This is a genomic window from Bacillus sp. 37MA, from assembly GCF_000372765.1.
Taxonomy (GTDB): Bacteria; Bacillota; Bacilli; order Bacillales; family Domibacillaceae; genus Domibacillus; species Domibacillus aminovorans.
Genome location: NZ_KB889752.1, coordinates 1,067,667 through 1,092,814, shown reverse-complemented (window position 1 = coordinate 1,092,814; position 25,148 = coordinate 1,067,667). Strand labels below are relative to the sequence as shown.

The 25,148-nt window shown below is 38.1% G+C and carries 25 protein-coding genes and 1 pseudogene; 5 read left to right on the top strand and 21 right to left on the bottom strand.

Annotated features, from left to right (window positions below; all coding sequences use genetic code 11):
* Positions 1–8 precede the first annotated feature (8 nt).
* From A3M5_RS0106095 to A3M5_RS0106030, 13 genes are all read right to left on the bottom strand, one after another.
* A complete protein-coding gene (locus tag A3M5_RS0106095; RefSeq protein ID WP_018392877.1) occupies positions 9–1,352 on the bottom strand; it encodes an LLM class flavin-dependent oxidoreductase in 1,344 nt (447 codons plus the stop codon).
* Between the two features lie 86 nt (positions 1,353–1,438).
* On the bottom strand, positions 1,439–2,263 hold the full coding sequence (locus A3M5_RS0106090; protein ID WP_018392876.1) for an ABC transporter permease: 825 nt from the start codon (positions 2,261–2,263) through the stop codon (positions 1,439–1,441).
* Positions 2,264–2,281: 18 nt separating this feature from the next.
* A complete protein-coding gene (locus tag A3M5_RS0106085; RefSeq protein WP_018392875.1) occupies positions 2,282–3,088 on the bottom strand; it encodes an ABC transporter ATP-binding protein in 807 nt (268 codons plus the stop codon).
* A gap of 28 nt (positions 3,089–3,116) precedes the next feature.
* Positions 3,117–3,335, bottom strand: a complete 219-nt coding sequence (locus A3M5_RS0106080) for an ABC transporter substrate-binding protein (RefSeq protein ID WP_026221604.1) — start codon at positions 3,333–3,335, stop codon at positions 3,117–3,119.
* 797 nt (positions 3,336–4,132) lie between these two features.
* Positions 4,133–4,270, bottom strand: coding sequence for a hypothetical protein (locus A3M5_RS25215; protein ID WP_018392874.1), 138 nt, complete (start codon positions 4,268–4,270; stop codon positions 4,133–4,135).
* Between the two features lie 112 nt (positions 4,271–4,382).
* Positions 4,383–4,787, bottom strand: a complete 405-nt coding sequence (locus tag A3M5_RS0106070) for a sporulation protein (RefSeq protein ID WP_157723830.1) — start codon at positions 4,785–4,787, stop codon at positions 4,383–4,385.
* Positions 4,788–4,912: 125 nt separating this feature from the next.
* The gene (locus A3M5_RS0106065) at positions 4,913–5,542 is read right to left on the bottom strand and encodes a metal-dependent hydrolase (RefSeq protein ID WP_018392872.1); all 630 of its coding nucleotides are present in this window, start codon (positions 5,540–5,542) and stop codon (positions 4,913–4,915) included.
* Positions 5,543–5,603: 61 nt separating this feature from the next.
* Positions 5,604–5,903 carry a hypothetical protein gene (locus A3M5_RS0106060; protein ID WP_018392871.1) on the bottom strand — a complete coding sequence of 100 codons (300 nt, stop codon included), beginning with the start codon at positions 5,901–5,903 and terminating at the stop codon, positions 5,604–5,606.
* A 147-nt stretch (positions 5,904–6,050) separates the two neighbouring features.
* Complete coding sequence (locus A3M5_RS0106055) at positions 6,051–6,401, bottom strand: SunI/YnzG family protein (protein WP_018392870.1); 351 nt, start codon at positions 6,399–6,401, stop codon at positions 6,051–6,053.
* Positions 6,402–6,614: 213 nt separating this feature from the next.
* Positions 6,615–6,815, bottom strand: coding sequence for a cold-shock protein CspD (cspD, locus tag A3M5_RS0106045; protein ID WP_018392868.1), 201 nt, complete (start codon positions 6,813–6,815; stop codon positions 6,615–6,617).
* A gap of 149 nt (positions 6,816–6,964) precedes the next feature.
* Entirely contained in the window at positions 6,965–7,447 is a 483-nt protein-coding gene (locus A3M5_RS0106040) for a hypothetical protein (protein ID WP_018392867.1), read from the bottom strand.
* Between the two features lie 60 nt (positions 7,448–7,507).
* Positions 7,508–8,893 carry an aldehyde dehydrogenase gene (locus tag A3M5_RS0106035; protein ID WP_026221603.1) on the bottom strand — a complete coding sequence of 462 codons (1,386 nt, stop codon included), beginning with the start codon at positions 8,891–8,893 and terminating at the stop codon, positions 7,508–7,510.
* 130 nt (positions 8,894–9,023) lie between these two features.
* Entirely contained in the window at positions 9,024–10,037 is a 1,014-nt protein-coding gene (locus A3M5_RS0106030) for a metal ABC transporter solute-binding protein, Zn/Mn family (RefSeq protein ID WP_018392865.1), read from the bottom strand.
* A gap of 478 nt (positions 10,038–10,515) precedes the next feature.
* On the opposite strand from A3M5_RS0106030, the gene A3M5_RS22365 reads away from it, so the two are divergent.
* Entirely contained in the window at positions 10,516–11,646 is a 1,131-nt protein-coding gene (locus tag A3M5_RS22365) for an ATP-binding protein (protein ID WP_018392863.1), read from the top strand.
* On the opposite strand, the gene A3M5_RS26580 is transcribed toward A3M5_RS22365, so the two are convergent.
* Positions 11,601–11,855: a minor capsid protein gene (locus A3M5_RS26580; protein WP_082193860.1), complete on the bottom strand. Its 255-nt coding sequence runs from the start codon at positions 11,853–11,855 to the stop codon at positions 11,601–11,603. The genes A3M5_RS22365 and A3M5_RS26580 overlap by 46 nt on opposite strands.
* Positions 11,856–12,509: 654 nt before the next feature.
* Here A3M5_RS26580 and A3M5_RS0106015 point away from each other — a divergent pair.
* From A3M5_RS0106015 to A3M5_RS0106000, 3 genes are all read left to right on the top strand, one after another.
* Complete coding sequence (locus tag A3M5_RS0106015) at positions 12,510–13,058, top strand: sugar O-acetyltransferase (protein WP_034299071.1); 549 nt, start codon at positions 12,510–12,512, stop codon at positions 13,056–13,058.
* A gap of 462 nt (positions 13,059–13,520) precedes the next feature.
* The gene (locus A3M5_RS0106005) at positions 13,521–13,745 is read left to right on the top strand and encodes a hypothetical protein (RefSeq protein ID WP_018392861.1); all 225 of its coding nucleotides are present in this window, start codon (positions 13,521–13,523) and stop codon (positions 13,743–13,745) included.
* Between the two features lie 507 nt (positions 13,746–14,252).
* Positions 14,253–14,432: a small acid-soluble spore protein H gene (locus A3M5_RS0106000; RefSeq protein WP_018392860.1), complete on the top strand. Its 180-nt coding sequence runs from the start codon at positions 14,253–14,255 to the stop codon at positions 14,430–14,432.
* A 203-nt stretch (positions 14,433–14,635) separates the two neighbouring features.
* On the opposite strand, the gene A3M5_RS0105995 is transcribed toward A3M5_RS0106000, so the two are convergent.
* The 4 genes from A3M5_RS0105995 to A3M5_RS0105980 all read right to left on the bottom strand — a co-directional run bounded on the left by A3M5_RS0105995 (position 14,636) and on the right by A3M5_RS0105980 (position 20,486).
* Positions 14,636–15,733 carry a Ger(x)C family spore germination protein gene (locus A3M5_RS0105995; protein WP_018392859.1) on the bottom strand — a complete coding sequence of 366 codons (1,098 nt, stop codon included), beginning with the start codon at positions 15,731–15,733 and terminating at the stop codon, positions 14,636–14,638.
* Positions 15,730–16,818: a GerAB/ArcD/ProY family transporter gene (locus A3M5_RS0105990; protein WP_155894673.1), complete on the bottom strand. Its 1,089-nt coding sequence runs from the start codon at positions 16,816–16,818 to the stop codon at positions 15,730–15,732. The genes A3M5_RS0105995 and A3M5_RS0105990 overlap by 4 nt, the downstream gene beginning before the upstream one ends.
* Positions 16,815–18,347, bottom strand: coding sequence for a spore germination protein (locus A3M5_RS0105985; RefSeq protein WP_018392857.1), 1,533 nt, complete (start codon positions 18,345–18,347; stop codon positions 16,815–16,817). Before A3M5_RS0105985 ends, A3M5_RS0105990 begins: the two co-directional genes overlap by 4 nt.
* A 747-nt stretch (positions 18,348–19,094) precedes the next feature.
* Positions 19,095–20,486, bottom strand: a complete 1,392-nt coding sequence (locus A3M5_RS0105980) for an amino acid permease (protein ID WP_018392856.1) — start codon at positions 20,484–20,486, stop codon at positions 19,095–19,097.
* A 931-nt stretch (positions 20,487–21,417) separates the two neighbouring features.
* Here A3M5_RS0105980 and A3M5_RS0105975 point away from each other — a divergent pair.
* The gene (locus A3M5_RS0105975; RefSeq protein ID WP_026221601.1) at positions 21,418–22,044 is read left to right on the top strand and encodes a hypothetical protein; all 627 of its coding nucleotides are present in this window, start codon (positions 21,418–21,420) and stop codon (positions 22,042–22,044) included.
* Between the two features lie 656 nt (positions 22,045–22,700).
* Here the strand turns inward: A3M5_RS0105975 and A3M5_RS22360 are convergent.
* From A3M5_RS22360 to A3M5_RS0105960, 3 genes and pseudogenes are all read right to left on the bottom strand, one after another.
* Positions 22,701–23,236 (bottom strand): annotated as a pseudogene (locus A3M5_RS22360) (IS6 family transposase); the annotation flags it as partial.
* Positions 23,237–23,245: 9 nt separating this feature from the next.
* Positions 23,246–23,872 (bottom strand): hypothetical protein, encoded by a 627-nt coding sequence (locus A3M5_RS0105965; protein ID WP_018392853.1) that lies wholly within the window; start codon positions 23,870–23,872, stop codon positions 23,246–23,248.
* Between the two features lie 370 nt (positions 23,873–24,242).
* Complete coding sequence (locus A3M5_RS0105960) at positions 24,243–25,007, bottom strand: carbon-nitrogen hydrolase family protein (RefSeq protein WP_018392852.1); 765 nt, start codon at positions 25,005–25,007, stop codon at positions 24,243–24,245.
* Positions 25,008–25,148: the final 141 nt, after the last annotated feature.

Below are 25,148 nucleotides of genomic sequence, written 5' to 3'. Positions count from 1 at the left end.
TTATCTCCTTATTCTCCCACTGTTTGTGGCTGTTTTTTATTTGGATTAACCGGTACGGAAAGCCCTAAATTCCCGCGAAGTGTATTGCTCTCATACTCCGTGCGGAATAAACCACGGCGTTGAAGCTCTGGGATTACTAAATCAACGATATCATTCAGGCCATCTGGGAATGTTGGAGGTTGAATGTTAAAACCATCTGCACCTTCATTTAAGAACCACTCTTCTAATTGATCTGCAATTTGTGAAGGTGTTCCAACAATTTCGCGATGACCACGTGCTCCAGAAATACGTTCATATACTTCGCGAAGTGTTTTTAAATTTTCACGCTCTACTAGCCCGCGAATAAGATTTCGGCGGATACCTGGATTTGTTGGATCCTCTATTTCTGCAAAGTCAGGAATTGGTCCATCAACGTCATAACCTGTTAAATCTACCCCCGTAAAGCCAGATAAATACTCTAAGCCGATTTCAGGTAAAATATAGCTATTTAGTTCTTTTCGTTTAGCAATCGCTTCTTCTTCTGTTTTAGCAACTGTAATAAATACACCAGGCATAATTTTTAAATCCTCAGGCTTACGACCATATTTCGCAAGACGTCCTTTAACATCTCGATAGAATGCTTGTGCTTCCTCAAGCGTTTGCCACGCTGTAAAAATCACTTCCGCCGTTTTTGCAGCCAATTCTTTTCCTGCTTCCGATGAACCTGCTTGCACAATGACTGGATGACCTTGTGGAGTTGAAGGAGAATCTAATGTTCCTTGTACTTTGAACCATTTTCCTTCATGATCTACTGGATGTACTTTATTTAAATCTAAAAATTCACCATTTTCCTTGTCGATGATTAATGCCTCATCTTCAATCGAGAACCACAATTTTTTCACGACATCAACAAACTCTTCTGCGCGTTCATAGCGATCAGCATGTTGTAAATGCTTTTCTTTACCAAATAGTAAAGATTCACTGTCGTTTGCTGATGTTACGACATTCCAAGCTGCTCGCCCTTTTGATAAATGATCAATGGCACTATATTTACGCGCTACTTGGAATGGTTCGTTGTACGTTGTTGTCAATGTAGCTGTTAAACCAATATTTTTAGTAACAGCTGCAAGCGCCGAAATAAGGATGACTGGATCTAACTTCAATGCTGATGGTGTATTTTCTGCAAGATTTTGACCAAATACGTCCGCAAAGAAAATTGTATCGAATTTTCCACGTTCCGCCGTTTTTGCTATTTCAGTTAAGTAATCCAAATCAAACGTACGATGTGGTTGCGTTGATGGATAACGCCAACTTGCTACATGCTGCCCTGGTAAAAGAATAAACGCACCTAATTTTATTTGTTTTTTTGCCATACCAATCACTCCTATTTATCATATTGTTTTAATCTGAATTAATATAAAAAAAAGTATGTTCGCTTACGTATAATCATTCAGACTATTCATTGCACTGGTTGCTTCCATTTTGAAAATTTACGTTCGAGCATACATAAACTTTGATTGATGAGCAAGCCCAACAAAGCAATTGTGATAATACCCGCGTACATTTCAGGGATTTGGAAGTTGTATTGGGAATACGTAATTAAATAACCTAAGCCTTCTTTCGCGCCTACCATCTCAGCCGCAATAAGGACTAAAATAGCAGCAGTACCTGCCATGCGAATACCGGTAAAGATGGTTGGTACAGAAGCTGGTAAAATGACCTTGATAAATAATTTAAAGGATGAAATATTCATCGAGCGTGCCGATTTAATGAGTAGCGAATCGACATTGCCAACAGCTGCAATCGTATTTAATAAAATCGGCCACGTGCACGCAAAGAGTACAATCGCAATTTTCGATGTTTCGCCGATACCTAGTAACAGCATAAAAACAGGTAGTAATGCCAGTGCTGCTGTATTTCGGAATAACTCCAAAATTGGGTTAAGCAAATCTTTCGCTAGTGGATACCAGCCAATGAGTAGCCCAAGTGGAATGGCAATCAGTAAAGCTAAAAAAAATCCCGCTAAAGAACGCACAATACTAGCTGTGAAATGAGCGAACAACTCACCTGATACGAGCATTGCCCACCAAGATTTCACTACATCAGAAAAGGATGGAAAGAATGCTGTATCTACTAGCCCGATACGTGGGGCAATCTCCCAAATTAAAAGCAGTAGTACGATAACAGCTGACTGTTTCACAAGTTTTTGCAGCCAATGAAAAGAAAATTGTATTTGTTGCCTTCTTTCTATTGGAACAGCAATCACTTTTTCTATATTTGACAATATAATCACTCCTTTTTATTAGATGGAAGCCGCTTGATAGACATTTCCGTGAAGTAGACTCCAAATTTGATGACGTGCTTTAACAAATTCTGGATGGGAACGAACATCTAGCTCGTTTAATCGTGAATCTAAAGGAATATCAATCATATGTTTAATCGATCCAGGCTTTGTAGCCATAACCGCTACACGCTGACCTAAATACACAGCCTCATCAATTCCGTGTGTAATGAAAATAATTGTTTTTTTCGTCTTTTCCCAAATTCTTAACAGTTCACTTTGCAATGTTTCTCGCGTCTGTGCATCTAATGCTGCGAACGGCTCATCCATTAGCAATACCTCTGGATTAAAAGCCAGACTTCTAGCAATTGCAACACGCTGCTTCATACCTCCCGACAATTCATGGGGGTAACGATCTTCAAACCCCTCTAAACCAACTAGTGATAAGTAATATCGAGTTAGTTCAATGCGCTCTTTTTTCGAAATACCCTTTGCTTCTAAACCAAATTCGATATTGCCTAAAGCTGTCTTCCATGGGAACAAAGCATATTGTTGGAATACAATTCCTCGATCTAACCCTGGGCCCGTTATTTCCTTCCCATCAAGAAGGATTCTACCGGATGTTGGTTTCGTTAAGCCGCCAAGTAAATCCAACAAAGTAGATTTACCACAACCGCTTGGACCCACTAGTGTTAAAAATTCACCATCTTTTACAGAAAAGTTCAAGTCCTTTACCGCTGTAAATTCCTTCAGCGCTCTTTTTCCTTGTTCGGTATCACGCACTTTAAATATTTTCGTTACATGTTCAAACCGAATTTTATCCGTCATCCTTTTCACCTCATTTATTTTTTCTCTTCTAGTATTGAATCGTTTCTGCATCTTCTTTACGATTTCTTTTCTCCATAATCGATTCAAAACGATGAATAACTTCTTCGCGAGGCGTTGTCCCTGTCCATTCAATGGCTTTTGCTGTTGCTTCTACAAATTTGTTCGCCGTGTTCGGATTTTCTTTAATAAATTTCCCCTGTGAAGATATAGCCTCCTCTCGTAAAGGTACCGAATAAGTTATAATCACTAAACAGCTTATGAATTCCTCCTTTTTTTACTTCCTCTCCAATAGAAAAAACCTTTACCACAAACGAATAACGCTTGCTGTAAAGGCCTCCAGCGGACTGGTCAGCTTGCTCATCAACCAAAAAAGCCAGAGACATTTCTTTGTATTAAAGAAACGTCTCCGGCTGACCGGTTAACGAATTAATAAAACCTATTGAAATACTTAGTATTTATTTTTCATTATGTTAGCAATGTTTTTATTATTAGTCAATACTAAATATTAAAAAAATAAAAAATTTTATGTTTATTTTTGAAATCCGTATGTACTTAGTGTAGCTTTGAAATAAAGTTTGATCAAAATAGCCCTCTTAACCTTGATAGACGAACAAAAGACAAGAGCCTATTTTGAAAAAAGATCGATCAGAACAGACTCTAACACCTTTTTGATACAAACGAAATACGGTTCACTAAAACGTTGTACAACAAAAACAACAATATGCGAGAATACAAATTAACTTCGCCGAAGATAAAAGCAGCTATTCGCACAATCGATATTGATAAAGTAGAAAAAATGGTTATCCTTTTGTAACGTATGCCATATTTAATCGAATGAAAAAGACTACAGCTTTTAAAATGAAAAACACAATTAGGAGCCATACTTGAAATGACAAAAGAACAAGAATTGTGATTTTTTTGTCATTTTCCCAAAATAAACGTGCAAAAACATGTGTAAACCCCGTCTACTTTTGCAAGAAGTTAACGGGGTTTTTAGACATCACATTTACTTGATTTTTCCGTGATAAATCAACCTTTCTAAAGTTATTTTGTTGTTTGTATGTACTGCTGAATCTGGTCATCTGTTAAGTTGTGCATAAAGTGATAAAAAGGAATACAGTCCATGCCGTAATTTTCACACATCTGTGTATAGTGTTCATAAGCCTCTTTGTACAAATCCATTGTTTGTTCCTCCTCTGTTATATAACAATATATATTTATTTTAATTAATATATAACACGATTAGCGTATTGTCAAACCCTTTCATAAAAAAAAGCAGAAAGATTTCTGCTTTTTATACAATCATTAACTCATCTTCATCAGTAGGATCAACTGATTGATTAATTAAAACTGTTGTTTGTAAAAACCATTTATGCTTTTCTCCGGTTTTCGGACCGTCAGCTGGAATTTTCATCGTAAATGGAATACGATCTTTCTCTCCTGCTTTAATATGTCGATTCACAACAATTGTTAATTCGTCTATATGTTTATCATGCCATGAAAAATCACTGTCTTTACGTACTTCTTCATATTGCAGGTACAGAAGTAAATTTATTTTTTGGATGGGCTCATCTGTCTGGCCGCCGCAGATTAACACATCTCCTTTTATCATTTCACCTAATGCTGCTTTTTTATCATGTAAAATTGTATCCACTTTTACGCTGCCAATGCCAATACTTGAAAAAATTTTTTTCCACATATAAATAATCTCCTGCTTGTTTTTTATTTCTATTCCCGTATTTAACTTATTTAATACTATTTTTTTGTTTTTATTTGAATTTTGCACATAATGTATTAAAAATAAAAAGCCGTTTAAACGACTTTTTAGAATTCTTTTTTCCATAATGGATAAAACCATTTTGTTCCTTTTTTATTTGCTGGCAGCATTTTCATATCAGCAATTAAATGAGAAATATAACTAATCAAAAGCGTCACAAATAAACCAGGCAATGGATATTCTTTAACGATTTCTACGGCCACAAAATAAAAAACCGCTACACCAATAATAGAGTGCGTCCATGTGCGATGCGAAACAAGTGAAGCAAATATAATAAACAAAGCTGTATACATGACCCAAGTCTCTTTTATATACCACCCTGCATATAGTACGAGTGCTCCAGTGATAAATAGCATTGTCCGTTGTTTAATGAACAACCTCGGTAATAACAGAAGGCCCATACTAATTAGAAAACCGCTCATCTGTTTAATACCGATCAGCATAAAATAACTGTAAAGCGCCAAAAAAAGGCCAGCTATCGAAAAGAACAAAATAAGCCATTTCTTTTCGACTGTGATTTTATTCGCCAATTTTCCGTTTACGTCTAGGTCCGGAACGAGTGCAGCAACAGAGCCAACCCCTACTAAAATAGCCGTTTCAAGTGGTGTAGCATTGATCCAGATAGAGACACCAAGACCCGATACAGCGCCAATTGCTGCGTGAGTAGATCCTTTCATTGATTAACTTCCTTTCTTTTTGCAAATAAAAAACCGCCTAATAAGAGGCGGCTTTGTATGGTCACGACGGATTAATCACATACAATATCCAGTCTTGAACAGCTTCAATATGTTCAGCTGAAATCTCCATTTCACACAACACTGCACCTTTGCCGATAATTTTTAAAACCGGGACAATGGCCGGCTTTTTCGGATTGTAAGAGTACACAACAGTATCAATATGAACAATAGGAATACGAGTATTCGTGATCATGCCGGTACTTTTTAAATATCCATCTTCTACCTTGACTATGTTTTTCTTCCAGCAATATGATGTGCTGGTTACGATAGCTTCCGGCTGCTCTTCCGTAAAGATCACCATTATATAGATAACCCCATTTCTTCATACTAACTATTCTAACGTAACAGCTTCTGTGGCCCTTGTAAATAGGCATAAGAAGACATTAAGTTTACATAATAAATTTATGGTTTATTTATTCAAAAAAATAAAACGGATCAACATCCGTTTTCACAAAACTTTTGCTTTTATATGGACGCGTGGATTTTGTGTTTTTACTGATTTTACAAGCCGATCTTTATTACGTAATACAAATAAATAAGATACATTGGAACGAGTGTAAACAGCTACACGTTTCTTTTTTACGTACGGACGGACAATATATTTTTCGATAAATGATGAATCTTTCGGGAATTTATCCATTTCAAATACTTCAACAATTTCATTCATCGGAATAGTTGTTTCTCTGTCCCCTGACTTGACAACAAGCAATCCCTTTTCTACTTTATGGCCGGCTAAATAACGGTTAGCGAGTACAGCTCCTACAACAACAACGACGATAGCTGCTGCGATATATAACATACTCATCCTCCTGATCGTTCTATTTCATTTTCTTTCTCCTCATACATTGTACTCTTTTTTTATAAAAATAGATCCGATTCCTCGATCAATTTATAACGTTTTTGTGACATTTTTTCTGTAATTGTATTGACAGCGTTTTCAAAATATGCATAAGGAAATCTACAACGAAAAACAGGTGAAGCCTCGGCTTCACCTGTTATAGTTTCAATCAGATTAGTTTTTTTCAACGTTAGCAGCTTGTGGGCCACGTGGTCCTTCAACTACTTCAAATGTCACGCTTTGGCCTTCTTCAAGTGATTTGTAGCCTTCACCTTGAATAGCTGAGAAATGTACGAATACATCATCTTGTCCTTCAACTTCGATGAAACCAAAACCTTTTTCTGCGTTAAACCATTTTACTTTACCTTGTAACATGTCTTGTCCTCCTTATACTTTATGCACACAATCATTCTTGCTGTTTGCTACTATCTCAAGACGAAAAAACAATATACCATTTTCTTTTGAAACGTACGAACAGCTGTCTCTAATGTACCATTTTTCCAATCCTCTTGCAACTAAACCTTTCATTTTTTCTCAATTTCAAGTGATTTTGCAACGTGTAAAAGATGTGCTGGGACGTCCCATTTTACAACGCCATCCGGATAAATCCACATGCGAATAATATCAAGTTTATCAAGACCTCCAGACAGTTTTGAGACGGTCCATTTCATCCGTTCAAGTCCTGGATTTGCCATAACAAATAGACTCGGCGTTTCCGCTTCTTCCTGTATACGCATTAGTTTTTCCACTTGATCTGCCGCATTGGAGCGAAGCTGTGTATTATCATATACCATTCCTTCTTGCTGCCGTTTTCCTCTTGATCCTTTACATTTTACATAGGCGGTCCACTCCATTTTTTCAGCTTGAATATCGTGACCCCCTACTGTGGATTCGACATGAGCAGTCCAGCCATTTTGATTTAAAAATTGAAGCGCTTCTTCTATAATTTCTTCCTGTGTTAATATAAATTCATCCGGTACTTTTAAGCGTTCTAAACTAATTGGCACTTGTCCCCCTCCATTTCTCTTCGTTTTTTATTATTCTATTTTCAAACAATATATTCCTGTTTATTGAATCAATTTTCGTACAAGATTAACCCGGTTATCATATGGTGGATACAATAAATTTGGTTGCAGTAAACTGCTTTTTCTCATAATGCTTTTCTTATGGGAAAAAGCTTCAAAACTAGCTTTCCCATGATAGGCATTCATACCTGATGTACCAACACCACCAAATGGTAAATATGGACTCGACACATGAACGAGCGTATCATTTACACTCGCACCGCCAAATGGTATAGACGTAATCACTTTTTCTTCGATTGCTTTTTCTTTCGTAAACACGTAAAGCGCCAGTGGTTTAGGTAATTTTTTCACACATTTGATCGCTTGATCTAGCTCTGAATAAGTCAAAACGGGTAAAATCGGGCCAAAAATTTCATCTTCCATTAGCGGATCATCCCAACCCGCTTCGACAATTGTCGGTTCAATGTAGACATCATCACGGTCAGTCCCGCCGCCCTGTACAATTTTCCCGTTTGTTTTTTGCAAGATTGTTTGCAAACGATCAAACTGCTTTTCATTCACAATACGTCCGAAATCCTGACTTTTTTGCGGATCCGCTCCGTAAAAATCAAACATAGACAGCGTCAATTCTTTTAAAAAAGCGGATTTCACATTTTGATGAACGAGCACGTAATCCGGGGCAATACAGGTTTGACCTGCATTGGAAAATTTCCCCCATGCAATCCTCTTCGCTGCCTGTTTTAGATCAGCCGAATAATCAACGAACGTCGGACTTTTCCCTCCTAGTTCAAGTGTTACTGGAATCAGTTGTTTCGCAGCCGCTTCCATCACAACTTTCGCGGTAGGCACACTCCCAGTAAAGAATATATAGTCAAACGGCGCGGCCAGAAGTTCTGTAGCCGTTTCTTTTCCGCCTGCCTGCACGCCGATAAACGACGGATCAAATGTATCTTCGAGCAGACTTTTTAAGACAGCAGACGTATGCGGGGTACTTTCAGATGGCTTCACAATGGCCGTGTTGCCGGCTGCAATCGCACCGATAAGCGGCTCGATTACAAGCTGGAACGGATAATTAAATGGTCCAATGATTAAAGTAACACCGTACGGCTCAGTTAAAATCAAGCTTTCGGCCGGCATTTGATGAATAGGTGTCTTTACCTTCTCCGGTGCAGCCCATTGCGGCAGATGACGGATCATAAAGCGAATGCTTTCGTATAAAAAGCCAATTTCTGTCGTATATGCTTCAAATTTATTTTTACGCAAATCGAGATAGAGTGCATTCATAATTTCATCTTCATGTGCTTTAATAGCCGCTTTTAATTCATTCAATCGGGCAATCCGCCAGTCGACACTGCGTGTGATTTCAGTATCAAAAAAAGCTTTTTGTGCTTGAATCATGTTCGTAACGTTCAACGCAATCATCTCCATTACATATTTCTTTAATTCTAGCAGTCCAGTATTTGACCGTCAAAATCTCACCCTTCAGTTCATGATCGCTTCAGCTCCTATCAGTTCATTCTCCAAAAAAGCCGCTTCCCGTTTCGGAAGCAGCTTTTTATCATTTCGCCAAGGCTGTTTTCAACGTTTCAATATTTTTCTCCATAATAGAGAAATAATCCTCGCCATTTTCAATGTCTTCTTCTGTTAAAGTTGACAGATTATGAAGGCGGAGTGAGTCAGCACCAATTTCGTTTTGAATGACTTTTGCTACTTTCGGTGTAATATTTTGTTCAAAGATAACGTATTTAATGTCATGCTTTGTTGCAGTATCAGCAATTTCCTTCAATTCTTTTTGTGACGGTTCCTCCGTTGATGAAAGACCAGCTATGCTAAGTTGTTCAATGCCATATGATTCTTCCCAATAGCCGTAAGCTGCGTGAGACACAAGAATTTCTTTTTGTTCTGCGGCGTCCGTCATCTTATGAAATTGTTCATCCAGCGATTCAAGATCTGTTTTTAGCGATTTAAAATTTTCATTATACGTCCCTTTCCCATCAGGATTTAACGTTACAAGTTCATCTTTCACAACGCTTGCTATTTCAATCGCCAACATCGGATCAATCCAAATGTGCGGGTCAACACCGCCGTGTTCATGATCCTGGCCACCTTCTGTTGTTTCATCTTCATGCGCGTGACCGTCTTCTGTTACTTCTTCATGCGTTGTTTCATCTTCATGTGAATGACCCTCATGGCTGTCCACTTCCACATCGACATGCTCACCAACATTCACGATCTTGACATCTTCTCCTGCCAGCGTTTCTTCCGCTTTTTCTGCGAATGGCTCAAGGTTCAACCCGTTGTATAAAAACAAATCAGCTTCTGCCAGCTCTAGTATTGTTTTTGTTGTCGGTTCGTACGTATGTTCATCTGCACCTGCCGGCATAATACTTTCCACGTTCACCGTATCGCCGCCAATCCGCTCAGCAAAATATTCAAGCGGATAAATGGTTGTATAAACAGTCAATTGGCTGGCTTCATTTTCTTCTATTGATGTTGCTTCCTTATCTTCTTCATTGCTGCATGCCGCTAGTGCTAATGACAGGGCGGCGGCAATAACTGCCCATTTTTTCACAATAAACCCCTCCAAATATGATGTAACATCTATTATATAGTAATCATTCCGATTTGCAAATAATAATTATTACGATTTAAAAGAGCATTCACCAATATTCAAATGAATGCCTTCATTTCACTTCGTTAAAATCGTATGTGCATTATATCGAATGTTACTATATCATATTTCCGGTATATTGACACTCATCTTCCATGAGTTTTTTGAAGTATGGATATATCATATAATATCTTTAAATATTAAAAATATGATCATTTTGTTATCAATCTTGTGAATCGCCAAATCACTGAATACATCATCTGGCAACTTTGCTTCCATTTGCACGGTCCATCACCACGCTGATCAGGGAAAACCCCGGCCTAGATAAATTTAATCATGTGAGGAAAAATAGCAAAAATTACTTTATAATTTAAAGGGATGTTATCGATTATGACGAATTGAATTTATCAACCATTAAAATAAACAAAGGATGTGACCTATGGATTATACCTACAAGGAAAACAATCAGAATATTAACAATAATACAATTGATTATAAAAATCTTATCCCAGGACCAAATAGGTTTGTATTTAAATTTGTAAAGAAAGATAACGATTTTATCCATACGTTCATTGAAGGTGAGTTTCTAGAAAAACTAGGACTTTCCCCTTCTCATATTATCGGTAAATCTTTGCATGAATTCTTACCTGAAAATCAGGCAAATCAAAAACATAAATTTTATGAACTGGCCTGGAATGGTGTTCCTGTTAACTATGAAGGATACATAAATGGATTCCATTACCTTGCTTCATTAACTCCAGTAGTTATCAATTCAAAAATTATTGAAGTAAATAGTATAGCTATCGACATTACAGAGTATCGGAAGAATTCCATGAAGATCCAAGAACTAGAAAAACTTTCATTAATTGGGGGATTAGCAGCTGGAGTTGCCCATGAAATTCGAAATCCTTTAACATCTATAATAGGGTTTGCCCAGATAATTAAAGAAAGTTCAATTGACGAAGCAACAGATAAGTACCTTGAGATAATGCTTAATGAATTAAACCGAATTAGTACCATCGTCAATGAATTTATGTGTATATCTAAACCTAAAGAAAGCATGGAATTTAGAAATACAGACATTAAAGCTTTGGTCTCTCGTGTTATAGAATTTATGAAACCCCAAGCAAGTCTAAAAGGGCTAAACCTTATCGAATTTATTAATTCTGATTCTATAATCACTGCTCATTGTGACCCCAATCATTTAACACAAGTTCTAATGAACCTGATACAAAATGCTCTTGAAGCAACTACCGAGTCTACACAAAAAATAGTGGTTTCGCTTAAAAATGTAAACAAAGATAGCCTCTTAATAAAAATTACTGATCAAGGGAGCGGGATTTCACCAGAGAGACAAAAAAGACTGTTTGAACCTTTTTATACAACAAAAGAAAAAGGGACAGGGTTAGGACTTATGATGTGTAAACGGATTATAGAAAACCACAACGGTACGATAGAAATTAACAGTCAACTTGGTAAAGGAACGACTGTCAGAATCATTTTACCTAAGGCAGTTAATCCTCTTCAATCATCTTCAAAAACAGGGTTAGCCGTGCAACGGCAATTATAATCCGTACCAGGCCAGCCAACAGCAGGCGACTTGGCATACTCGAAGGTTTTCCCATCCAAGCTTTCATGAGCATCTCGGACCCGCTCGTCCTGTGAGGTGCTCCATTTATACTTTCTGATCCCCATTCCCTTGTGACGATGACCTATCAACTGTCCATGAATGGATCCGATCTGATCACGAGCAATGATTTTAGCCCGTCCCTCCGTCATACCGATGCGTTTGACCAGCTAGTCCCGCATTTCATTCGGACTGCTGCCGTTTTTCACTTTTTTCACATAAACGTTATGGCAACGTTATCTGCCTGTTTTTTCTTTTAGTACATAGGCTTTCATTTTGCTTCTCCTTATGGGTCTACTGAATATAATTTCGAGTGTCATACATAAATTTCTCTCGGATGGTTAAACTGTTACTACACGAGAGTTCCCTCTTGCATATGACAGTTTTACTCTTCCCGGCCGGGGGGCTTGGCTCCCCTCGGTTTTTTAGTTAAACTTTAATTAAAATGAAAATAATATTATTTTCCGGAACATTTTTCTGCGTTAGTTTCCGGTTTTTAAAGTCAGGGCAACCTGGCTTTTTTGTGCTGTAATATCGATGGATTGTTCATTTAACTGATTGAATTTTCACAGTTTGAATCGTTACTGCGTATACTGAAAACAGATAGGAGTCTCTTGCTCCCTCCTATTTAGAAGCCTTATTTTTATCACTTTCGAGCAACTATTCTTCTCCTGGAATAGTTGCTTTTTGTCGTACTGTTCATTAAGCAACTTCCTTTTTTCTCTCCGTTTAGCTACAATAATTCCGAACGTGTGATTAAAACTAAGTAGTGAAGGGGAAGAGAATTGAGAACTGAAAAAGAAAAAATGTTGGATGGTAAATTATATCTTTCAGCCGATCCTGAACTAATGAATGAGCGGGAAAATGCCCGCCGGTTAACAAGATTATTTAACCAGACTTTAGAAACTGAGAACAACAAACGTATAACCCTTTTAAAAGAACTCTTTGGCTCTACTGGAGAAAATATACACATTGAGCCTACCCTACGTTGTGATTATGGTTATAACATCCATATTGGAGAAAATTTTTACGCCAATTTTGATAGTGTATTTTTGGATGTATGTGAAATCAGAATTGGCGATAACTGTTTCATTGCTCCAGGCGTACATATTTATACTGCTACTCATCCATTAAATCCATTTGAAAGAATTTCGGGTGCCGAATATGGCAAGCCAGTAACCATCGGTAATAATGTTTGGATTGGCGGAAGAGCTGTCATCAATCCTGGAATAACAATAGGAAATAATGTCGTTATTGCTTCAGGTGCAATCGTGACAAAAGATGTCCCTGATAATGTCGTCATAGGTGGAAATCCAGCGAAAATAATTAAATGGATCGATGTTCCAAAAACATAAAAACTTTCCTATTTTCAGGATAAATCTTATTTTTTTGTATATATTTATCTGAAATGGTTAAACTGTTATTGCGTGATACTTTTTCATGAATAAGATCTTTCCAATGTTTGTAGCCGGGGACTTTCTTCGGCTTTTTTTGTATAAACTTTTCTGGAATGGACATACTGTTTTTGTACGACGGTTTTTCGTCACACCCCAAACCCTACTGGTCAATTTCTAACTCTTTTACAGTCAGGTATTAACCTGGCTATTTTTTTATTGCAAAATACACTCCTGCTCCCCCTCACCAATTTTTAAACATTCCGTTAAAAAACTGTTACCATACCGACTATATCCACTCTCTTTTCTCTCGCTTCTCTTTGAGTAGCTTCAACGAAATGTGACATACTTTTTAACCCATTGAACCTTTACAAGAACCCAAATTTATTGGAGTCATAAGATGTATTTAAAGGAGGGATCAATATGCCGTGGCAACATAAAATTAGGTACTTAATTGGTCAACCAGTAGGAATCTCATTATCTAACGGTCAAGGAACTTCAGGTATTTTATGCAATGCGTCTGGAGGAAAAGTTTTTGTTATTGAATATTTGTATCAATCTCAATTTGCACTAAAACAATACGATTATCGTATGATCCAAGATATAAATGAGTTTCCTCCTTGTCAGAACCAACAACCATTATATTAATAACAACGTCTCTCGATTAACTAAAGAGGAATGCACTTTTTCATATTACTTGCTACACGTTTTGTGTCTACTGGATACAAATAGGAGCCCTTTCTCCCTCCTATTTAGAAGCCTTACCCCATTTCGAGCAACTATCCTTATCCTGAAATAGTTGCTTTTTTTCGTACTGTTTACACGGAGTTCATAATTAATCGGATGGCCTGTTTTCGGACTTATTCGCTTGCCCGATCCGTTACAGCGATGGCATGTAACTGTGTATTTCGGTATGATTTCAAACACTGGTTGCACTTCCACCTTTTCAACATTTTGAATTTTTCACATTGTTAATTAAGATATTGATTTATCTGTTATTTCTTCAATACCACGTCCCATCCACGGCATAATTCCACCCTTTTCCACCCATAAATTGAACCTCAACACAACTGAAACTTAATATTTATTATTAAGAATAATTAAAGCTTTTCAGTAAACATTATTACTGTTACAAATCGAAAGGAGGTCATGATCATGAATAAACAACGAGCGCAAGAAATTGCCGCTTCACCAGTGATGGCTAATGTCACTTTCAATGAAGTACCCATCTATATTCAACGTGTGGAAGAAAGCAACGAAACGGCTAGAATTTATCCTCTTGATGAACCGCAGAACGAACAAAATGTTCCTTTAGCTGCTTTAAGAGAACATTAATTATTTAAACTAAATACTGACCCTGCAAACACCACTTAGCGTGGTGTTTGCCTGTTTCATCAAACCTATTTCTTCTCCACTTTTTATTAAATGATCGGTGATCGGAGACCTCTGTCATGAAACAATTTCAAACATCGGATACACATTGGAATCAAACGTACTTTTGATATCTTTGATCGCTCGGTTCTTCACCGCACTATGCATTAGAACGTAATTCCGCTTTCGATGATCTCTGCATTCACATGAATCTTGACTTTCAATTCCGGATAGGCGTTTTCCCATTTTAATTGTTTAAACCGGTCCGGATCCTTTGCCGATATACTGAGCCCGATGCCCAATACGTCGGATTCGGCTTCTTTTATTTTATCCATCGTTTTATCCATCGACTGTTTGATTTCGTCTGAGATTTTTTTGTTCACTTTTTTTACCACTTTTTGTTCCTCTAAGTGACCTGGCGGATAATCTGTCACACGGTAACGTATTTGATACGATAAATCAACCGATGCTGGTCCGTCCTTCGGCATGTGGAGTTTCATTTTCCGTTTTATTTCTTCCACCTGAATCGAAATAGGCTCCTCTTTTTCCACTTGAAATGTCAGCATAGCCTCTTTCCTCTTTTCGTCGTTCATTAAAAGCAAAACGGTCGTTTCTGCTACAGATAATTCACCCGCTATGCGCCGATCATTAAAAAGGACTGTTCCTTTTACTTCCGCCATCTTCTCTTCTTTATTAAACGCGATGAGCGGGGCCATCGCAGCTTCGCCGTCATTTTTATCAAATAGCGGCGAAGCGAATCGCTGTAGATTCGTCTTCGGCACCATTGTCAAGTCTTCGGCGCTTTCAATCATGTTTTCATAATAGCCACTGTACAGCGGTTCTCCTTTTATTTCATTTCTAAAAAAAGACTCAGCCTTCCCTTCCGTAATGATAATTTTGGAATTCAGCGGGCTTGAGGCATTCCGATAGAGGGCGTCAAGCAGCGGATAAATGTCATGCTGGATCGATTCTTTACTAATGAGTAAAACACGCATTTTCCCTACTTCCACAACGGAACTTACTTTACGATCGATTTTACGTGCACTCTCTCGAACCGTTCGTCCCGTCTCCGTCACCACTTGTTTTGTAGAGGCCGGCTTTTGCTCGTTGCCCGGTTGTGGAATGGAAACTGTATACGCGATTTCTTCTTTTGAAGGCGCATCGATTGCTGCTCCAAAGATAATACTTCTCTCTTTTAGCTGACGTTCATCCCAGCAGCCTGCCAACAGCAGGCAGGACAGCCCCAATCCAATCCATTTTTTCACACCGATTCCTCCCGTTTTTTTCGGATCAACGCAACCATTAGCAGAAAGGCAGGGATGACAAAAAGAAGAATGATGGATACGCTATTGATTTTATCCCCGATCCTCATTAATTCCATCCGATTTTCATTGGCAATCGCCACTGGAATAACGAGAACAGCCAATACATAGAGCGATTTCTTGTGCTCCTTCGCCTTTAAAAGGTGCGTCAGTCCAGTCGATGCCACATACAAATAACTGATCAGCGACGTCAGAACAAGCACGGCCCATACCGTCAAAAAGAGAAGATCAATCCGTTCAACGACAATCAGTTCGGCTTCTTTCATTATATATAGAACCGGCTCCGGAACGACTTTTATTTCTTCTGGACTGAATATAGCAGAAGAAGCAAAAGCGAGTATTGCATAGATGATGCTGGTTGCCGCATTTGCCCCGGCAACTGCTTTCCATTTAGCTGTTTTTGATCCTTCCGTAAAAGGGTATAACCAAAGTAAAAGTTCGAATCCTGCAAACGCGGTAACAGCTTTCCCCGCGCCTCTCATTATGTCCTCCACTCCATTTGAAGCGAATGGCAGCAAGTATCGCATCTCGAAGTGTGGAATGAGGGGAAGAAGCACGAATATAATAGACACGAGTAAAAAAGAAGCTAAATTGTGAAATCGTCCAATGATCCTCAAATTTTCTTTTGCTAGGTAAACCGACACCGCGACCGCCAACACCGCAAAGATGACATGCGGTGTTCGTGGAAAAGCCCAGTTGGATGATACGGCAAGAAAATAAGACAGCTGATAGCAAACCATAGCAAAAAAGAAAAGTATATACATCATCGTCAATACGGTACCGATGATTCTCCCGACAAGAAGCGGTGCAAAATCATAGAAGGTCAGCCCTGGAAAACGCGACGAAAGCAGCCAGATCACCGCAATGCCTCCTTGTACGAACAGACCAGCGAGCAAAATGGAAATCCATCCATCTTTTCCTGCCCCCTCTTGGACCGTGTAAGGAAGCGATAAAAGGCCAATGCCTATTTGTGTTTGCAATATAATGAAAAACAGCTGAACAGGCGAAATCGTTGCGGGCGATTTCATTTTTTCACCCACTCTCTTGAACCGAACTCCACGCCTTCTCTAATTGGATGACTGTCGAGCGGCCGTGTTTTCTTCTTCCAAGCAGGCTGTTTTATAAACGTATCTCTTAGCATGTCTTTCAGACGAAAAGGGGCGAGTGGCGCAAAATAAGGCCTGCCGAGTGATTCAAGCTTACACAGGTGCATAGCAATAAGCACTAATCCAAACATAAGGCCGTAAAAGCCAAATAAAGAAGCGAGGATCATTAACGGGAAACGAATGAGCCGAGTGGCTGTACTCATTTCCGCTGACGGCGCGACAAATGATGAAATCGCCGTGACCGCCACGACAATAACGGTCGTACGTGAGGCAAACCCTGCGCTGACAACGGCATCACCGATGATGAGACCGCCGACGATCCCGATGGTCTGTCCGATTGGCGTCGGAAGTCTCACACCGGCTTCCCGTATGATTTCAATGGCGAGCTCCATGGCCAATACTTCAAATATCGGCGGAAACGGAATCGTCTGAACGCCCCCTTTTATTGCTAAGATTAGATCGGCTGGCAACACTTCAAAGTGAAAGCCAACGATGGCTATATAAAAACCCGGCATCAGGATCGCGATGAAAAAGGACAAAAACCGGAGCAGCCGGTAAAAGGAGCCTGGAAGGGTGCGGGCGTTGTAATCATCTGGAGACTGATACAGAGCAAAAAAACTGATCGGCATGATGATGCACGTCGGACTCCCATCTCCAAATAGTGCAATTCTTCCATCCATTATATTTGCTATGGCCCGGTCCGGACGCTCTGTCTGCAATACTTGCGGAAATGGAGACAACGTTGAATCTTCGACCATATCTTCCAAAAACCCAGGATCAAACATCATATCCATATCGATGCTGTTCACACGCCGCTTTAGCTCCTCGACAAGCTCTGGATTGGCGATTTCTTTTTCATAAACAATCGCGACACGCGTATTTGTTTTCTGTCCAAGTTGGACATACTCGATCATCAGTCCTGGACTTTTAAGACGCTCTCTTATTAAGGCAATATTCGTGTTTAAGTTTTCAACGAAGCCATCATGGGAGCCGCGGATTACTTTTTCATTCGCTGGCTCCATAATGCTGCGTAAGAAAAATGTTTCCACACCACACGCGATGCATACCGAACGTCCTTCAAGGAAAAGAAGCACTTTCCCTTGCATTAATGCGGCGATTGCTTTGTCTGGATCTGCTATTTCCTCTCGTTCCAGAACCGTCAGTGCTTCTTCCACATTTTGCATGTCTGTTTCCGAAAGAGGCCGAAGAATACTTTCTTCAATCCGTCCTGAATCTACGATAGTTTCAAAATACAAAAGCCGGCCTTCCGCTTTTTCATATGAAAAGGTCCGCTCTTTTAGATCTCCTGATTTACCGAGTAGATCGATAAGTTGCTTCGTATTTTCAGCCGCTGAAAGAGAAAATAGACTACTATCATTACTTTGGGGCTTCGTATTCCCACCTGCCGTAAGAGAAAGCGGATCATCCTCACCGCTTCGCCAAACTGCCATACAGATCACACTCCCTTTTCCACAGGATGGGGAAGTTTGATAGTTTTTATACATAAAAAAGGAATATTAGAAAATAATGAATAACAAAGAGGTCAATACGATACAGTCACAGTTGTAGCAAATCCTGCCTCATAACAATAAAATAACTTCAAATGCAAAAGAATTAAAGTGTCTTCTATTACTATTCTGCAGTTTCAATGCTATTGAATAAGTAAAAAGGAAAAAGAATATGAGTATAAAAGTAGGGATCATTCTATCCTAGATCACGTAGAATGTCTCAAGAGATGGAGAGCACATTGATTAGGTGTCAGATGATTATTAATGTTGTGGGAGTAGAAAAAATGCTTTTGTAGGTCGTATTAAAGTTGGCTTAGCAGTCACGTTTTTAGAATTCACTAAAGATGCAGATGTAACTTTAACATTTTAATTCAAAAATAAAAGTGGGAAATGCGGCAGATTTGGGAGGTTATCAAAAAACGTGGACTCAATAAATAAACACGCTACGGGGTGTATTTATTTTAAGCTCATATTCGATGGACTTATAATGAAAACAACTAAAAAATCCTACTGGATTCGTTATTGCTCCAGCGGGATTTTTGCTTTGGTTTACCGTTATTTATGGTACGGCTTACCGCGATGTGTCTAAGTGCGGTTTTTCAAAAATAAAATAGGGACATTTGTCAAAACTGTCCCTATTCATTGATTTTTTTACTGGCTATTGCTTACTCTAACATTAAACAAAGTGAATTATCGGTTAGTCTCTTGATCCTCTGTTTGAGCATCTACTGGAACACGCTTGCCCATTCCAAAAGCGTAAAAACTAATGACAACGATACCTAGGAAAACAATTCCTACAATAAGCGATATACGTGTGTCATCATTAAACCACATACCGATTAAAACCATAATTAAAAAGGCGATCGTTAAGTAGTTTGTCACCGGTGCAAAAGGCATTTTGAATGGATGATTATCCATTTCAGCTCCCTTTATTTTTCTGAATTGAATTTGACTAATCAGAATAACAAACCATGGAATCATACCAGGAAGTACACTTGCACTGTATACATACACAAATAAATTTTCTGGTGCAATATAACTTAAAATAACGCCCATTGCTAAACCAACTAGCACACCAAGCGTACTGAATAAAGGCACACCATTATGAGATATTTTCGCAAAAAACTTTGGTGCTTGTCCATTCATTGCTAATGTATAAAGCATACGTCCTGCACTGTAAATACCACTGTTACAGCCGGACATTGCCGCTGTGATGACGACAAAGTTAATAATTCCTGCTGCAGCCGTGATGCCAATTTTCACGAAAGTTGCTACAAATGGGCTTCCGATGGAATCTAGCTGATCCCAAGGGTAAACCGTTACAATGACAAAAATCGCACCAATATAGAAGATTAAAATACGCCAAATAATACTTTGAATCGCTTTAGTTAATGTTTTTTGAGGATCTTTTGCTTCACCGGCTGTAATCCCAATTAGTTCGACACCTTGATAAGCCCCAATAACTAGTGATAGAGCGAAGAAAAATCCTGACCAGCCACCTGTAAAGAAGCCGCCATGTTCCCAAAGATTAGATAGTCCAATTGCGTTCCCTCCATTACCAAACCCGAAGAAAATCAGACCAAACCCTGCAATAATCATCAATACAATTGTAACGATTTTAATCATCGCAAACCAAAATTCAAATTCACCAAATGATTTAACAGAAATTAAGTTCGCTGCACCAAGAATCACCATTGCAATGATACCTGGTATCCAAGCAGGCAGGTCTGGGAACCAATACTGCATGTATGCCCCAACTGCTATAATTTCTGACATCCCAACGATCACCCATTGGAACCAGTTACTCCATGCCGTCATATACCCTGCTAATGGATGGATGTACTTATGGCCAAATGTCGCAAATGAACCTGTACTTGGCTCTAAATATAACATTTCTCCCATTGCTCGCATAATGAAAAATATAAAAATCCCTGTGATTGCATAGGCAAGCAATACGGATGGACCCGTCCATTTAATCGTGCTGGCTGAACCCATAAACAAGCCAACACCAATTGTACCGCCCAAAGCAATCATCTGAATATGACGTGCTTCCAAGCCTCTCTTCAATTCTTTGTTTGCCACTTCATTTCCTCCTCTTACAGTATTGCCACAATTTCAAGCAAGTTGCTAATACACTCTCTATTCGGTATCGAAATGATGAAGCGGGCGCCACTTTTTTCAATCTATCTTAAAAGCTGCCTCCTAAAATCATTCTTCACTTCTTATTAAACATTCCTAACAGTTAGAAAGATTTTTTATCTTCCCTTCGTTAGATAATACCTAAATTACTTATCTTATAATAATAAATTCTCCAACAGAATACAATTGTATTTTTCAGGGAAACACTTATTAATCAATATGTATTGATTAAATTCAAAACAGTAACTATATTAGAAAGAAAAGGAATTTTTATTTCAATATAGTTTTAATTTTGTGAAAATTCTTTAGATAATACTTCTGTGCTAAAGAAAATCTAGATGAATGATTATTTGTAAAAACCTGAACGCGGGGGAGTTCACGCAAAGTCTTAAATCATTTCAAATTGCAAATCGCCGAGAAAAGAATATTCCCTTGGCTTGATTCATGCTTTACATAAGCCACAATCACTTGTCTGAATTTAACTCTACCTAGATTTTACTATTTATTTTTCGTCTTTACTTATGATACGGTTCACCGAACAAAACATAATAACATGGTTAATTTTGAACACAAAGTATTCATATCTATATAGCATTTTCCCACAATCTTGTTGTGGGTTATATTTTTTCCCCAACATTGACTTCATTCAAAAAGCTTATTTTGGATGGCTAATGATAAATTACTTATTTCCTGCTTCAGTTAAATTAAATAAATTTTTTATAAAATGATTAATTTTCGCTTTATAAAGCCCCTATATTATGGAATCTAGCTATTACGTCCAAGCTCACTTATTCCTTTTCCATATACTAATAAAAAAGGAGGTGAGAAAGTGAGTAAGAATAAGGATAGCTCTTCACGCAAGGATGAAGAGCAAGTGAGTAATAATGAGCATAGCTCTTTACTTAAAGATAAAGTAAAAATAGAATCGGCACACCAAGAGTGTATTGACCGTGCGTATCGTATTCCCATATTTTTAAGTACGACAACTCATTTAAATGACAACCAACAACGGTTTCTAAACCGTCTAATTTTAGAGATTGAGAATGCTTTGCTTTTTCCGCGTACATTACCTTTAAGCGAAAGTTATCCCGAATCCATTTTAACTGATATTCGCCGGTTAGTTTCATCAAGCTATGGAATGTTGGCAGTAAACCTTCGTCGTTTTAAAATTCAAACCGTTGATGTCAATGCAGGACCCCTTCCACCATCCACTCCGTTCTGGGAAGGATCAGTTTATTCACAAGTAGAACCTTCAATGGCTTTTCAATTTGGTCTACCCTTATTATTAGTAAGGGAAGAAGATACTGACGCAAATAATGGAATTTGGGCAGGAGGAATTGCCCCACTCAACCTATTTATAGTTTGGCATTCTGAAACTCAAACTGTTGATCAATTCTTTAACACTCCTGAATGGAGATCAGCCTTTGCAAATTGGAGTGCACAAGTAAGAAATGCTTTTTATATTCAGACAGAGCCTAAGTTCAAGTACAGATGTGAATGATAAACCGGTACTTTAGCATCAAGTCGAAAATATACAAGGTTTTGTTCACCTTTATATATTTTCGACTTATTTACATAAAAGTAAATTTATGCTTACTTATGATACGGCTCACCCGAATTAATCGTAAAAAACGGGTCAAGTAGCCCCTTCCTCTCCTACGTTGCTATTCATTTAACAAGCCGATACCGGTCTGGGCAATAAATATCATACAAAACAGTATTCATCCTTCTTTTTTGTCTGTATCGATTGGTATTTGAGAACGGTACTCTTTTTCTAGACATTTTTCAGAAGTTAGGCCTTCTATTTCGTCTCCATCAATGTCTCTGCAAACCTATTTCTTCTCCACTTTTTATTAAATGATCGACGATCGGAGACCTCTGTCATGAAACAATTTCAAACATCGGATACACATTGGAATCTGCCGTAATATGATCTAGATAAATAAAGCCTTCCATCGTATGCGAAAAAAAATAAAAAGCTGTTCCTGTATATCTGTATATCTGTATACTGACTGATACGGCTTTTCCTTATTAGTTACGCTTGAGCAGCTGCTCTTTTATTGCTCTAGCTCTCTCTTTAATACTTTCCGTTTCTTCTTTTAAAAACTCAATCTTCACATTAGCATTAGGCGAATATTTTCCTAGTGGAATTTGGTCTTAAGCAACAATTCCAAATAGTTGATGGATGAACTTCACCTGATTTTGGACAGACTTATCCTGTGAAACAAGTTTCCTTTTTTCACCATATGCATAGCTTCTATTTCCACTATGTTATGGAGATATTTCACTGGTCTTATTTGGATGTCTAATGGCATCTTTTTTTCTCCATTCTTCAACGGCTGTAGGGTAAGCCGGGTTCCTATTGACTGTCACGACACGAGGCTCAGAATGATGAAAAGACTGCAAAGTTTTAAGAACCACTTTGCAGCCTTATGATTTCTTGTTTTGCTTAGGTAAAAATCGATGGTATTTCCTTTCGAATCGACAGCACGATACAGGTACATCCATTGACTTTTTACTTTGATATATGTTTCATCGACTCTCCCAGAGTCATTGGTTTGCTTGAGATGACGACGAATTCGCTTGTCTAATTCAGGACCATACTGATGAACCCAACGCATGATCGTTATATGAGCAACGGATAAGCCCCGTTCCTCCATCATTTCCACCAAATCACGAAAGCTCAAGTTGTACCAATGTCATCATAACGGCTTTATAAGACTCTGACATAATGTATTCGCTTCTTCACCTGTGGCATTGTGGTGCAAGACAGCAATGATCACGCCCGCCTCTTCTCTGGTAAGTTCTGTACTCTTTTTTATGAGTTTGATTTCATTTATTTTAATTAGGTTTTCAACGAATTTCTGTTGCTTTTCAGTGGCTTTAAGCTGTGGCGATATCGATGGACTCTTCACATTTGCATTCACTCTATACACGAGACCGTCTACCAATGAGGATATACAGGCACGCTGATAGCTACCTGTCAGGTATTCATCTTTATGCGTCCGATAATACTTAGGAATGACATAATCAGCATATTCTGCAACCTCTTGCACGAAAGTCGGGTAGTTTTCAATTATGACCTCCTGCGGGCCAACTTTCTCCACCTGTTTTACTGAGCTTATAATGTGCGGCAGGATCTCCATCGCTAACTCTACTCTGTTTTTATCATTCAAAGCTTGTACAATGGATTTTATCCTGCCATCTAACGTTAAAAACAATGGTTGTACTAATTCCTGCGATACATAATCCCTGATTGCTTTCTGGATGGCAATCTCTGTTTTATTTCGACCGTATACATTTAGGCTCTGTTCCAAGTAATCAACCATCTTTATTTGACCTCCCTTTGCTGCATATACTTGTAGTATGGAATCCAGTAATCCACGGTCACCCCGAATGCTTCTCATCATCGAACCAGAATATCAAACTGTTATCGTAATTGCAGTCCCATCACCTCATATTCTATTAACTATATCCATATTATATACGATTTGTAATATTATGTTTAACGATTACGCTCCACCACATATGAAAAAGGTGGAAATCCTGTCCATTCAATTAGACGACGACCCGCTTTATTTGTCTTTTTATTTTCATAAGCAGTGATACACTTACGAAGGTTCTGGTACAAATAATTGGAGATGATAAAAAGAGACGAAAAGTTTCCTTTTTGTTGAAGTATTTTATTTAACTAAAAAATCAATCAATATAATTAATTTCAAAATCAGAAGAAATTAAATTCATATCATCCAAATTCCATTCAAAAATTAAAATTGCAGATTGTGCAGATTTATGTGAAAGAAGTCGTTTACCATTCTTAATAACCAAGCTTTCAGCTTCCCAAAAGGAAACAGTCGTATCTTCCCCAGTACGATTACACACAAATATGGGCAATCCAGTATCAATGGATCTTTGTTCCCACTCACCGTTCGGTCCGTGTAAACCTGGTCCCCAAGATGAAGGAGCAACTAGGATTTCTGCCCCTTTGGTCAATAATGTTTCCGCAATATTTTTTGTATAGGCATCTGCACATATCAGCACACCAACTTTTATATACCCCAAATCTATTGGTTCAATGAACTCACCTGGTGTAGACCAATTATCTACCCTTGCAATCTTTTTTTGTTTTCCTATTAATTCACCTTTCTGATTAATCACAAAAACTGAATTGTATAGTTTATTATCTTGTTTTGATTTTTCTGCACAGCCAAGAAATACAGTTGTTTTTATTGACTCAACAATGTTATGAAAATTAGTCATCCATTTATCGGGTTGTTGTTTAATCCAATCAGTTCCAATGATATGAGTAAACTGTAATCCGCTAGTAGCTAATTCTGGTGTTATAATCCAATCTACTTCTTTTTCTGCTGCATGCTTAACTGCTTTTTCAATAAGGTATTGATTGTATTTAATATCTCCAGCAATAGGTATTAAATGTAATAAAGCAATTCTTATTTTTCTCATCAATTCACTCCTTGCCTATCATACATACTTTATGACCCCGGCATCCAATACTTTAATAAGAATATGTAGATTTTCTAAATCTACTTATCTAACGGGTACTTTCGTTGAATAACTGTCATAGAAAATGATCAAACTTTTTTA